The organism is Pseudomonas sp. SbOxS1 (assembly GCF_013416725.1).
Taxonomy (GTDB): Bacteria; Pseudomonadota; Gammaproteobacteria; order Pseudomonadales; family Pseudomonadaceae; genus Aquipseudomonas.
Genome location: NZ_JAAVXC010000002.1, coordinates 310,982 through 323,372, shown reverse-complemented (window position 1 = coordinate 323,372; position 12,391 = coordinate 310,982). Strand labels below are relative to the sequence as shown.

The 12,391-nt window shown below is 60.6% G+C and carries 14 protein-coding genes; 5 read left to right on the top strand and 9 right to left on the bottom strand.

Annotation, left to right across the window (positions count from 1 at the left end):
- Positions 1-15: 15 nt before the first annotated feature.
- Positions 16-480, top strand: a complete 465-nt coding sequence (locus HFK74_RS02405; protein ID WP_180202192.1) for a TIGR02444 family protein — start codon at positions 16-18, stop codon at positions 478-480.
- Here HFK74_RS02405 and HFK74_RS02400 read toward each other — a convergent pair.
- The gene (locus tag HFK74_RS02400) at positions 477-1,643 is read right to left on the bottom strand and encodes an AlgP family protein (RefSeq protein WP_180202191.1); all 1,167 of its coding nucleotides are present in this window, start codon (positions 1,641-1,643) and stop codon (positions 477-479) included. The two genes, HFK74_RS02405 and HFK74_RS02400, sit on opposite strands and share 4 nt — an antisense overlap.
- 192 nt (positions 1,644-1,835) lie before the next feature.
- Between HFK74_RS02400 and HFK74_RS02395 the strand changes: the two genes are divergently transcribed.
- Positions 1,836-2,501 carry an FKBP-type peptidyl-prolyl cis-trans isomerase gene (locus tag HFK74_RS02395; RefSeq protein WP_180202190.1) on the top strand — a complete coding sequence of 222 codons (666 nt, stop codon included), beginning with the start codon at positions 1,836-1,838 and terminating at the stop codon, positions 2,499-2,501.
- 61 nt (positions 2,502-2,562) lie between these two features.
- On the opposite strand, the gene rsd is transcribed toward HFK74_RS02395, so the two are convergent.
- The 7 genes from rsd to HFK74_RS02360 form a co-directional block, all read right to left on the bottom strand.
- Entirely contained in the window at positions 2,563-3,021 is a 459-nt protein-coding gene (gene rsd / locus HFK74_RS02390; protein ID WP_083349898.1) for a sigma D regulator, read from the bottom strand.
- 177 nt (positions 3,022-3,198) lie between these two features.
- Positions 3,199-3,750: a disulfide bond formation protein B gene (locus HFK74_RS02385; protein WP_180202189.1), complete on the bottom strand. Its 552-nt coding sequence runs from the start codon at positions 3,748-3,750 to the stop codon at positions 3,199-3,201.
- A gap of 230 nt (positions 3,751-3,980) precedes the next feature.
- Positions 3,981-5,219: a heme biosynthesis protein HemY gene (locus tag HFK74_RS02380; protein WP_180202188.1), complete on the bottom strand. Its 1,239-nt coding sequence runs from the start codon at positions 5,217-5,219 to the stop codon at positions 3,981-3,983.
- Positions 5,216-6,364: a uroporphyrinogen-III C-methyltransferase gene (locus tag HFK74_RS02375; RefSeq protein ID WP_180202187.1), complete on the bottom strand. Its 1,149-nt coding sequence runs from the start codon at positions 6,362-6,364 to the stop codon at positions 5,216-5,218. The genes HFK74_RS02380 and HFK74_RS02375 overlap by 4 nt, the downstream gene beginning before the upstream one ends.
- 16 nt (positions 6,365-6,380) lie before the next feature.
- Complete coding sequence (locus HFK74_RS02370; RefSeq protein ID WP_180202186.1) at positions 6,381-7,148, bottom strand: uroporphyrinogen-III synthase; 768 nt, start codon at positions 7,146-7,148, stop codon at positions 6,381-6,383.
- Positions 7,145-8,086, bottom strand: coding sequence for a hydroxymethylbilane synthase (hemC, locus tag HFK74_RS02365; protein ID WP_180202185.1), 942 nt, complete (start codon positions 8,084-8,086; stop codon positions 7,145-7,147). Before hemC ends, HFK74_RS02370 begins: the two co-directional genes overlap by 4 nt.
- Positions 8,087-8,224: 138 nt before the next feature.
- Positions 8,225-8,971, bottom strand: a complete 747-nt coding sequence (locus HFK74_RS02360; protein ID WP_008066399.1) for a LytTR family DNA-binding domain-containing protein — start codon at positions 8,969-8,971, stop codon at positions 8,225-8,227.
- A gap of 452 nt (positions 8,972-9,423) precedes the next feature.
- Here HFK74_RS02360 and argH point away from each other — a divergent pair, with 452 nt between their 5' ends.
- The gene (argH, locus tag HFK74_RS02355) at positions 9,424-10,818 is read left to right on the top strand and encodes an argininosuccinate lyase (protein WP_180202184.1); all 1,395 of its coding nucleotides are present in this window, start codon (positions 9,424-9,426) and stop codon (positions 10,816-10,818) included.
- Between the two features lie 105 nt (positions 10,819-10,923).
- On the opposite strand, the gene HFK74_RS02350 is transcribed toward argH, so the two are convergent.
- Positions 10,924-11,583, bottom strand: coding sequence for a glutathione S-transferase family protein (locus HFK74_RS02350; protein WP_180202473.1), 660 nt, complete (start codon positions 11,581-11,583; stop codon positions 10,924-10,926).
- 125 nt (positions 11,584-11,708) lie between these two features.
- Here HFK74_RS02350 and HFK74_RS02345 point away from each other — a divergent pair, with 125 nt between their 5' ends.
- Together HFK74_RS02345 and HFK74_RS02340 are read left to right on the top strand one after the other, a co-directional pair.
- Positions 11,709-11,993, top strand: coding sequence for a hypothetical protein (locus HFK74_RS02345; protein WP_008066392.1), 285 nt, complete (start codon positions 11,709-11,711; stop codon positions 11,991-11,993).
- A gap of 85 nt (positions 11,994-12,078) precedes the next feature.
- Positions 12,079-12,324 (top strand): TIGR02647 family protein, encoded by a 246-nt coding sequence (locus HFK74_RS02340; protein ID WP_008066390.1) that lies wholly within the window; start codon positions 12,079-12,081, stop codon positions 12,322-12,324.
- Positions 12,325-12,391: the final 67 nt, after the last annotated feature.

Genomic DNA, 12,391 nt, shown 5'->3' with positions numbered 1-12,391 from the left:
GGCGCGAGTAGCACTATGTCCTCTGACCTGTGGAGCTTTTCCCTGACCCTTTATGCCCGCCCGGGCGTTGAGCAGGCATGCCTGCGATTACAGGCGGGCGGCGTCAATGTGTGTTTGCTGCTGTGCGCGGCCTGGCTGGGACAGCGGGGGATCGCCTGCGATGAACAACGCCTGCAGCAACTTCGCGGTGTGGCGCGAGCCTGGGACGTCGATGTCGTGCAACCGTTGCGGGCACTGCGCGTGCAATGGAAGGTTGCCGCCGCACAGGATGCCGAACTGCACTCGCTACGCGAACAGGTCAAGGCACTTGAATTGGAGGCCGAGCGAAATCTGTTATTGCGCCTGGAGCGATCGGCTCGGGATTGGCCGCAGGGTGACGCGGCCGATCTGGTGATCTGGCTTGAAGGTGTGACGACAGACGCCGCCCACCTGCACCGCGACGCGCTGCATCAGCTGCGCGTCGCGGTAACCGGCACTTAAGAAGCGCTGGTTGGGTTGGTGCTGGAGTTCGACGGTGCCACTGGCGTTGGTGCAGTGGAGACTGTCGAGGTTGGTGCTGTCGGCGCAGGAGCAGCCGAAGCAGAGGGTGCTGGTGTTGCTGGCTTGGCAGCGGCAGCGGCAGCCGGAGCCGGAGTCGGCTTGGCAACAGCGGCCGGTTTTTTCACGGCAGGTTTGGCTGCTGGTTTAGCTGCTGCTGGTTTTGCCGCCGGCTTGGCTGCGGCAGGCTTGGCTGCCGGTTTTGCCGCGGCAGGTTTTGCGGCAGTGGCTGGTTTGGCCGCAGCCGTTTTAGCCGCCGGTTTTGCGGCAGGTTTTGCTGCTACTTTTGCCGCCGGTTTGGCCGCTGGTTTTGCAGCAGGCTTGGCAGCGGTTTTCGCCGCTACAGGTTTTGCGGCCGGCTTGGCAGCAGGTTTGGCAGCGGCCGTTCTAGCGGCTGGTTTGGCGGCTGCGGTTTTGGCCACGGCGGGTTTCGCAGCAGCGGTTTTGGCGGCCGGTTTGGCAGCCGGTTTCGCGGCCGTTGTTCTGGCAGCGGTTGTCTTGGCAGCAGGTTTGGCAGCTGCGGTTCTGGCAGCCGGTTTTGCAGCACTGGCCGCGACAGGTTTTTTCGCTGCAGAGGTTGCAGCAGGTTTGGCTGCGGCTTTCACCGGTGCCTTGGCGGCAGGTTTGGCGGCAGGCTTGGCCGGTGCTTTTGCGGCAACCGGTTTGGCAGCGGCTTTCTTCGCAGGAGCCGCAGCAGGCTTGGCCGAACGCAGGGACAACGCCTTGCCGACAGCCTCTTGTACGCGACCAACACCCTGGGCCAGTTTCAGGCTTTCCTGGGCATCGCGTTTGAGTTGCAGGATGTAGCCGCGAGTTTCCGATTGACGATCCTTGAGGGCATCAAGCAGGTCCTCGAGCTCTTTCACCGCGTCCTTGGCCTTGGTTTGCGCCTTGGCCTTTCCGGCCGCCGCTGCGTCCTGCAATTTGGTACGGGATTTGTGCAATTTCTCTTGCGCTTTTCCGCGCTGCTTTTCCAGTTTGGCGAGCAGTTTTTCAGCATCAGCCAAAGCTTCGGAACAAGCGTTTTCGAGATGCTCGAGCAAGCTGCCCGAGAGTTGTTGGAGCAAGTGCAACGGAGTACTTACAGGCTTCTTGGTGGCCGACATGGTTTACCTCCTGGCTGACGTGAGTGCGGCTCATACTAGACCTCTGCTGCTACCGCCGCTAGGGCATCTTGACAGTATCGAAAGCGCTGCGTTGCAACGAATTGAAAATGTTCTGCGTTGGCGCCAAAGCAGTTCACCGTTGAGCGCATTCACGCTGGCATAATCGCCCGCAACCAAGGCCGGAGAGTGCCCATGTCGCGCTACCTTTTTTTATCGTTCTGCGTGATTTTTTCCGTGGCCAACGCCACTGAAAAAAACCAGGAAAAAGACGCTCACGATCTCGCTTACAGCCTGGGCGCAAGTCTCGGCGAACGCTTGCGCCAGGAGGTTCCCGACTTGCAGATTCAGGCACTGGTCGAAGGACTACAGCAGGCCTATCAAGGCAAGCCACTGGCATTGAAAGACGAGCAGATCGAACAGATTTTGCGTGAGCACGAAACGCAGGGGACCCTGCAAACGCCTGCGCCGCAAAACGAGCTGGCAGTTAAAAACGAGCAAGACTTTCTCGCCAGGGAAAAAGCCAAACCCGGCGTTCGTGAATTGGCGGATGGAATACTGCTGACCGAGTTGGCACCGGGTACTGGCGCCAAGGCCGGCCCCAACGGAAAGGTCCAGGTGCTTTACATCGGGCGACTCCCGGACGGCACAGTGTTCGACCAGAACAACCAACCGCAATGGTTCAGTCTCGACAGCGTGATCAGTGGCTGGCGCAGCGCGCTGCAAGACATGCCGGTCGGTGCCAGATGGCGCCTGGTGATTCCATCGGCACAGGCTTATGGTTCCGACGGTGCCGGCGATTTGATCGCCCCCTTCACGCCCCTGGTGTTCGAGGTCGAATTGCGCGGCGCCACCAGCTGAAAGCACAAACGAAAAACGGCGCGCCATGGCGCACCGTTTTCAGGGCTTGCGGGGAGAACGATCAGGCCTGAACCGAATCTTCTTCCTTGTGAGCGGTATGCAGCACTTCGATCAGGCAGTCTTCCAGTTCGAAGCGCTCATGCAGCAAGCCACCCAGTGTCTTGAACTCATCGGCAACACACTTCCCGGCATCGCACAGGTCGTTGAACGCGAGGAGTTTTTCGGTGATGACGTCGATGCGTGGGTAAATGGTCTCGGCGAGTTCCAGGCCACGCTTGTCGTTGAAGGCCTTGGCCTCCCCCGTCAACTGTTCGTAGATCTCGAAATGGCCGGCGGATACGTAATCGACCAGCACGCCGCAGAACTCTTGCAAGGGTTTGCGGTTCTCGGACAGTGCCTCAGGTTTTGCTCCGAGCTTGTCGTACGCATCGATCAGCTCTTTACGCTCCTGCAACCAGCGGTCAATCAGCAGATGAACTCCACCCCAACGTTCCTGAGCATTCTGACAACTTTCGAGCATGGCGATCTCTCTTCCCTTGTGGGTCATGCTGCTCTACACCTGTCGCAGGCTTGAGAATCAAGATTCGACCAGGCAGAGCGTCATCGAGCAACATAAATCCAATGACACGTGCGGGCCAGATTATGCCCGCGCGACGGTGGCTTCAAGGTACGCAGACGATAAAGTTCATACAAGTGTTTAATCTTTGACAAGCACCCGGTGCGACGACTTGTCGCCGAGTGGTCGTCGTAGAGCGCTCAAGACCAGGCGTATCAGCTGATAAATACCTGGAATCATCACAGCAACGAAGAACAGCAGACTCCATTCCGGAATACTCAAATCAAACAACGTCCAGGCGATCCGCGGGCAATCGACGGCACCCTGGAACATCATCTGCGCAATCCGCAACCAAGGGGCACTGGTGAATACCTCGGCCAGGTCAGGTGAGCAGGCGGAAAATTGATACACCGGATCGGTTTGCAGCAATACCTGACGCCAGGCCGCGAAGGTCCCCAGCAGGCCGCAGAGCAGTGCTAGCAGCCAATACACAAAGGCCCCCAGGCGACCGGGACCATGCACCGAAGCCATCAGGCTCAAACCGCTCAGCAGCGCCAGGCAAGCGCGCTGCAACAGGCACAAGCCACATGCCTGGAGGCCGACCGCATATTCCAGGTAATAGGAAACGCCCAGGGCCAGGGCGCCTGCGATGAACACAGTAAAAAACAGGGAGCGTGGGCAGGCCAACGACATGGCGTTTCCGTAACAATAAGAGTCCGACGGCTACGGTAGTGGAAAGCGCGCAGCCCTTTCAAGGCGGGCAGATGCAGACATTTCAGCAAATACGTAGGGAATTCCCGACAGACATCAGGGGATCAGACGTAGTGGTCTGTAGGACTTTGCTGAAGCAGCATTGCGAAGGGAAAATTCCGACAAGTTTTGAAGCAGCGGATCGCCCACTCGAGCGATCCGTCACTCAATGATCAAACATGAGCCAACGCCGGTAGTGGTGCCGCCAGCAAGCGCTCATCGAGCAAGCCCAGGCCTTCCTGGAACAGCTGGTTGCTGCGCTCGGTGTCCCCCATCTGTGCCAGCAGGCGTGCCAGTTCGGCGCAGGCTTCCGGGTTGCGCTGTATTCGCAGACTGCTTTCCAGATAATCCCTGGCCTTGCCCCACAGGCTGCTTTGCAGGCACAAGCGACCCAGCGTCAGCAACAGGCCGGGATCGGTTGGATGATCTTTCAGCCAGCCCTCGGCGAGCTGCAGTTGGCGAGCCGGGTCACTGCCGCGCACCAATCCATAGAGGCGCGCCAGATGGCTGTCGTAGTTTCGCTTTAAAGCCGTGCGCAAGACCTCTTCGGCCTGGACCTGGGCCCCCAGTTGCCGCAGTTGCTCGGCATAGGCGAGCACCAATTGCGGCTCCTGGCGCTGAGCCGACGTCAGCTGTTGCCATGCGCGATCGAGTGCTTGCAAACCGAGCGTCCCTTCCTCTTCCTGATGCGCCGCCAGGGACAGGTTCTCACCCCAGGCTCGGCGCTCCAGCTCGGCCAGTTCAGCCGCTGGCAGGACTTTGTCCTTGCGCAGCTCAGGCAACAGGCGGATCACTGCCGACCAGTCACCCCGCTGCTGAAGCAGGCGCTGCAACTGACGCAGGGTCTGGGCATTATGAGGGTGGCGCTCGCGCATCGCCTGCAGGGTCGCCAGGGCGCCCTCGGTATCACCGCGGTCGGTCTGCAATTGCGCGTGGTTCAAGGCTATCGCCAACTCGGCCTGGGGCTGACGCTCCAGGGCGCGCTCCAGCAGATTGTCACTTTCTTCGTATCGACCTTGTTCGTTCGCGGCGCGCGCAGCCCCGAGGTAGTAAAGCAGCGGCTGACGCTCGGCTTCCGCGGCCCGGTGCAAGTGACGCTGCGCGCTGGCCCAGCGACCTTCGGCCAGGTCCAGTTGCCCGTGTTCGATCGCCACCTGGATCCGGCGGCTGCGATTGCGCCGAGACCACGGATTGACCACGCCACCGGAGGTCGTCACCAGTTCGACCAACGCCTTGATGCCCCAGATGACCAGCCAGAGAACGGCGATCAAGGCCAGCGTTGCCCACAGGCTCGATTCGTAGCGAAAGCTCTTGTAGGCGATCAGGACGTAACCCGAATGCTCGGCGATGGCCAAGCCCAGCGCAGCCGCCGCCGCAATGGCCAGGAACACGATCACATAGAGGCGCTTCATGGGGTGGCCTCCTGCGCGGTATTCGCGGCAGGTTTGGCCAGCGGCTTGATCGAGTCCTCGGCGTTGACGTTACGCCGTTCCAGATAGCCCTGGACCGCACTCAGGGTTCCGGTCAGGTCCGGGGTGACCACAGAGACAGGCTGCTTGCTCAGTTCCGCCACCTGATCGAGCATCACTTTGCTCTGAGGATTGTCCGGGTTGAAGTTGCCCTTGAGCACATCCCGCGCCTCTGCCAGCGCTTGCGAATACACCGCCGCCTGACCGTTGAGCGCAGCCCATTGCGCCTGCTCCAGCGCCAGGCTCAGGGCGAGGCGAACCTGGCTCAGGCTCTGCCCGGCCAGCAAAGGACGGACATTTTTGTCGGCGTTGAAATCGATACGGATGTAGCGCGAGATCTGATCCCACCATTGCGCCCAGCGACTGGCGCCGTCGCCATCGGCGGTTAACCCCAGCAGGGATTCGCCGCGATCCTTGTACTCGGGCGCCAGCTCGGTGAGGCTGATCACCTGGTCGCGCAACGCCCCCAGCCGCAGGAACAAACCGGTGCGATCCGGTTGCTCGGTGCTGCGCAAGGCTACCAGGGTCTTGGCCACTTGCTCGCGAGCGGCGAAGGAGCCGGGGTCATTCTGCTCACGGAGGATTTCATCGGCACCCTGCACCAGGGCCTGGGCGCTGCTGATGTCCTGCAAGGCCGAAAGGCGCAGGCTGGCCAGGCGCAGCAAGTGCTCGGCCTCGGCCAGGCGCCAGTCCTTGCGGCTGGCACCGAGGACGGTTTCCAGGCGTTGATTGAGTCGCTGCTGATCACCCTGAAGCTGAATCACCAACCGGCTGCGCTCTTCCAGCACATCGGCGCCGGGCAGTTGCTCCAGGCGCGCGCTCAGGCGCTGGTCATTGAGCTTCAGGCTTTGCGCCTCGTCACTCAACGCCTGCACCTGACCCAGCTGCTGCTGGTTGGTCGCTTGCAGGTGACGCACCTGCCAGACTCCCCAACCACCCACCGCGACACCGGCAGCGCCCAGCAGCAGCGCGACGATGGCCAGCCCATTGCCGCGGCGCTGCACCGCAGCAGGTGGCGGCTGCATTTCATCAACCGGTGCATCAAGTACTGGCCGCACGTCATCTTTAGGCAAGGCTGTTTCGCTCACGTATCCATCCTTTGCATTAGAGAACGGGTTCGGGATGCTCCCGTAACGCCGTCAGCAAAGCCGTGGCACTGGCGCCACGACAATCCACAACTGTTTGGGCACCGGCAGCACGTGCCAGCTCGGCGACCCTGGGGCTTGGTACAAACAACGGCAACTGCGCCAACTGCGGCCAGGCATCGCCAGCCAATTGATGCAGGTGCTCAAAACCTTGTCCACTGCTGACCACCAGCGCATTCAGGCGTTCCGCTTCGATGCGCTGCTCCAGGGCTGCCGAGGGGTATTGCGGCAGCTCGCGGCGGTACAACTCCAGATACTCGACACTAGCACCTGCCTCGCGCAAACGCTCAGCCAGCAGTTCACGCCCACCCTCCCCGCGCAGGATCAGCACACGCGGATCGGGTCGGGCGAGACACTCGCGCAAATCCGCAAGTTCAAGCAAGGCTTCGCTGTCATCGCCTTCATCCGGAAAGCTCACGCCCAGGCCATGATCCTGAAGAATCTGTGCCGTCGCCGCGCCGACGCTGAACCACTTCACACACGGCGCTTGAACGCAGAACCGCTGAAGCAGTTCGACGCCGATTCGCGCGGCGGGCTTGCTGACCACGATCACTGCGCTGTAGCGATCCAGTTCGCGGATCACTTCACCGATTGTGTCAGAGACCGGGATCGGCACTATGTCCAAAAGCGGCAAGCTACTGCTGAAAATCCCCTGATCGGCCAACAGACTGCCCAACGCCGCCGACTCATCCGCCGGACGCGTCAGCAGCACACGCCAGCCCGTCACTCGTGACCTGCCTCGCCGTAGACCGCTTTGAGAATATCGGCGGCGCCCTGGCTCAAAAGGTCTTCGGCCACTTGCACCCCCAGAGCCTCGGCATCGCCACGCGGCGCCCGGGCCTGGGCGCTGAGCAGCAGGCCACCACTCGGATCACCCACCAGGCCTCGCAACCAGACCTGCTCACCCTCAAGCACGGCGTAGCAGGCGATCGGCACCTGGCAGCCGCCATTGAGGTGTTTATTAAGGGCACGCTCGGCGCTCACGCGGGTCGCCGTATCCTGGTGATGCAGCGGCGCGAGCAGTGCGTGAATTTCGCTGTCGGCGGTGCGGCATTCGATACCCACTGCGCCCTGGCCACCGGCCGGCAGGCTGTCGTCGACGCTGATGGCCGAGGTGATGCGATCTTCAAAGCCCAGCCGGATCAAGCCGGCGGACGCCAGGATGATGGCGTCGTACTCGCCGGCGTCGAGCTTGGCCAGGCGTGTGTTGACGTTGCCGCGCAGGAAGCGGATTTCCAGGTCCGGACGACGACTCAGCAACTGGGCCTGGCGGCGCAGGCTCGAGGTGCCGACGATGCTGCCAGGCGGCAACGCTTCAAGGCTGGCGTAGGTATTGGAGACAAATGCGTCGCGCGGGTCTTCGCGCTCGCAGATACAGAACAGACCGAGGCCTTCAGGGAAGTCCATCGGCACGTCCTTCATGGAGTGCACGGCGATGTCGGCTTCGTTTTCCAACAGCGCGGTTTCCAGTTCCTTGACGAACAGGCCTTTGCCGCCGATTTTCGACAGGGGTGAGTCGAGCAGCTTGTCGCCGCGACTGACCATGGGCACCAAAGTCACGAGCAGGCCCGGATGGGCCTGTTCCAGACGGGCTTTGACGTATTCGGCCTGCCACAGGGCAAGAGCGCTTTTGCGGGTGGCGATGCGGATCTGGCGAGAGGACATGGATCAATCCGTACTGAATAGATACGGCGGATAATAACAGCTCAGCCAAATCCACTTTGACTTGTATCAGAAACTACTCGGCCTCCCTGGCCCCGGATATCCGGCAATCGGGTGTGATGTCCGCCTGCGACCAGCGAATCAAAGCTGTTGCATCATTTTCCGCACGCCAGCCACATGACGTCGGCTGACGATCAATGCATCGCCATTGAGGCCCTTGAGGAACAGCTGGAAATGCCCCAGCGGTGTTCGTTGCAAGCGTTCGATGCGCTCGCGAGCGACCAGTGCGTTGCGGTGGATGCGCACGAAACGGTCGCCGAATTCATCTTCAAGGGCTTTGAGCGGCTCATCCAGCAGCACCTCACCGCTTTCGTGACGCAAGGTCACGTACTTGTGGTCAGCGATAAAATAGACCACCTGATCCAGCGGGATGAGCTCGATCCCCTTGCGGGTACGGGCACTGATATGGCTGCGCGGGCCGTTGCCACTTTCGGCAGCAGGGCGAGTCAGGGCGGCAAGCTGGCCACGATTGGGCCGTTCGGCTTTTTTCAACGAGTCATGTAATTGTTCAGTTCGCACAGGTTTCACCAGATAGCCTACGGCGCTGGCCTGTAAGGCTTCCACGGCAAATTCATCGGGCCCCGTGCAAAACACCACGGCAGGCGGGGTTTCACGTTCGCACAATCGCGCGGCCACTTGCAGGCCATCGAGGCCTGGCATGCGGATATCGAGCAGCACGATATCCGGCTTGTGGCTGTCGATCAGTGCCAACGCTTCATCGCCGTTCGTGGCGCTGGGCTCCAGGACACTGTATCCCTCGAGCTCGCCAACCATTCGGCTCAGGCGCTCGCGGGCTTGGGGGTCGTCATCAACGATCAGGACATTCATATTGCGCTGGATTCCTGCGTGAGTCTCGCACAAGGATAGCGTAGACAGGTGAAGTGACGTCCGTCACCGCGATCCACGCTAAGACTAGCGCGAGCGTCAAAAAGTGCCGCTGGTCGGGCAGCTAAATTTTTATCTGCCGGGCGATTAGCGGCCCAGGCCCGCTTTGGCGACACATCGCCACAGGGTTTGCTGATACGCAATATGAACACCCCCTCTTCTTATAGTCCTCTTGCGCACCGAGAAGTGCGCTCATCCTACAGTCCAACTGTAGACGGTTGCCGGAACGATATTGCTCAATTGAAAAATATCGTTGTGCAAATTGTTCGCACGCAGGCTCGGACACCCCGGGCAATGAAAACCAGTCGACCAGTGCCAGCGACAGGATTGGCAACCCTGTTATTATCCGCGGCAGCTTTCAACGCCATCTTTCTACAGCCGATACGAGCGAATTCATGAGCACTGACAAGACCAATCAGTCCTGGGGCGGCCGCTTCAGTGAACCCGTCGACGCCTTCGTCGCCCGCTTCACCGCCTCCGTCACCTTCGACCAGCGCCTGTATCGCCACGACATCATGGGCTCGATTGCCCACGCCACCATGCTGGCCAAGGTCGGCGTGCTGACCGATGCCGAGCGCGACAGCATCACCGATGGCCTGAAGACCATCCAGGGTGAAATCGAGGCCGGCCAGTTCGACTGGCGCATCGACCTCGAAGACGTGCACATGAACATCGAGGCGCGCCTGACCGACCGCATTGGCGTGACCGGTAAGAAACTGCACACCGGCCGCAGCCGTAACGACCAGGTCGCCACCGACATCCGCCTGTGGCTGCGTGACGAAATCGACCTGATCCTCAGCGAAATCACCCGCCTGCAAAAAGGCCTGCTGGAGCAGGCCGAGCGCGAAGCGGGCAGCATCATGCCGGGCTTCACCCACCTGCAGACGGCGCAGCCGGTGACCTTCGGGCACCACATGCTGGCCTGGTTCGAAATGCTCAGCCGCGACTACGAGCGCCTCGTCGACTGCCGCAAGCGCACCAACCGCATGCCTCTGGGCAGTGCTGCGCTGGCCGGCACCACCTACCCGATCGACCGCGAATACACCGCCCAGTTGCTGGGTTTCGATGCCGTGGGCGGCAACTCGCTGGACAACGTGTCCGATCGCGACTTCGCCATCGAGTTCTGCTCGGCGGCCAGTATCGCGATGATGCACTTGTCGCGCTTCTCCGAAGAGCTCGTGCTGTGGACCAGCGCGCAGTTCCAGTTCATCGATCTGCCGGACCGCTTCTGCACCGGCAGCTCGATCATGCCGCAAAAGAAAAACCCGGACGTGCCAGAGCTGGTACGTGGCAAGACCGGTCGTGTATTCGGCGCGCTGATGGGCCTGCTGACCCTGATGAAAGGCCAACCCCTGGCCTACAACAAGGACAACCAGGAAGACAAGGAACCGCTGTTCGACGCCGCCGATACCCTGCGCGACTCGCTGCGCGCCTTTGCCGACATGATCCCGGCGATCAAGCCCAAGCACGCGATGATGCGTGAAGCAGCCCTGCGCGGCTTCTCCACCGCCACTGACCTGGCGGACTACCTGGTACGCCGCGGCCTGCCCTTCCGCGACTGCCATGAAATCGTCGGCCATGCTGTGAAATACGGCGTGGAAAGCGGCAAGGACCTGGCGGAAATGAGCCTGGAAGAACTGCGCAAGTTCAGCGACCAGATCGATCAGGACGTGTTTGCCGTGCTGACCCTGGAAGGTTCGGTCAATGCCCGTAACCACATCGGCGGCACCGCGCCGGCGCAGGTGAAGGCAGCCGTGGCTCGCGGTCAGGCATTGCTCGCCAGCCGCTAAAAGCTTCGCGGGCAAGCCTCGCTCCTACATTGGATGGTGATCACACATCAAATCCAATGTGGGAGCGAGCCTGCTCGCGATGACTGACTTCAGAACACTACCAATCTACTTCTTGGACGCGACCATCGCCATGAACGCTGGCATCGCCGCCTCCTTGTCCGCCGCAACCCGCTGAACATTCGGGTTGTCGCCCAGAAGCTCCAGCAGCGCCTTGGCTGCCGGCAGCTCAGCCAACAGATCGATATCAAACAGCTTCTTCGCCACACCGCACGCCAGCGGCACGCTGTACAGGAAATACAGATCCGCCACGCTCAGGTGTTCGCCTGCCACGTAGGGGCTGAATTTTCCGTGACGGCCCAGCGCCGCAATACCCTGCAATAGTTCGGCCTTGGTTTTTTCCTTGATCGCTTCCGGTAGCGTCATGCCAAAAAAAGCTTCTGGATAAGAGGCACGCGCCGGCAGCTCGATATACAGCTCGATCTCCTTGGCCAGCGCCAGCACCTGCGCCCGCTCAAAGGGATCACTCGGCAGCAGTGCCTTACCTTTCTGGCTTTGCTCGATGTATTCGAGGATCACACTGGTTTCATTGATGTAACCCTGCTCTGCCTGCAGCACCGGTACTTTGCCACGGGGGCTGATTGCCAGCGCCTCGGGGGTCTGACCGGCATAAAACGGCACTTCTTCGAACGGCAGTCCTTTCTCCAGCAGTGCCAGCTTGACCATGTTGTAGTAGTTGCTGACGGAAAAACCATAAAGCTTGAGCATCACATAGCCTCCAGGCCGTGCGGGGGTGGGCAGTGCCTGTTTATAGAATGCTCCAGGCTTTCTTGCCAGCAGCATCACGCGGCTGAATGCAGTTAAACTGGTGACCTTTCCCAAAGGAGCCTGCCATGAGCGAGCCAACCGATATCGACAACGACGAAGAAGAATTCGCCGAAACCACGCTGACCGAAGCCATCGAGAACCAGATCGAAAGCGACAATCCGCCAGCCGCCAAAGCCACCTTCAACAAGCTGACGCTGGTGGGTTACGAGCGCGAGGACATCCTCAACCTGATGGCCCACGTTTTGGCCATAGAAATCGACACGATGCTCGACGAAGACCGCGCGTTCAATACCGAATGGTACGAAGCCGCGCTGCGTGCACTGCCCGAGTTGCCGCCGGAAAAGCAATAACCCTGGTACGAGCACTGGACATGCTGCGCGAGTGAGATCACCTTAGGAGCGCTGTCGCCCAATTCCTAGAAAGTCTGGAGTCCTTATGTCGCTTACCCCTGAGTTGGTTGCCGAACTGGAAGTCCTCGCACTCTTCAACCTGGACAGTTCCCAGGAAGGTTTGAAAATTCATCAGACCGCTGCCCCGAAACACATTGCCGCTGCCAAACGCCTGCATGAAAAAGAACTGATCGACCAGCCTGATGGCGGCTATCTGACCAGCCTGGGTCGTGATGCTGCGCAAAACGTGCAAACCGTGCTCACCATTCTGAGAGCCGAAGAAACAGCCTGAATTCCCCTGCATCGCCCTCGGAAGGCCTGATTAAGGATTTCCGCGGGCGCACTTTTTATCCGTTTTC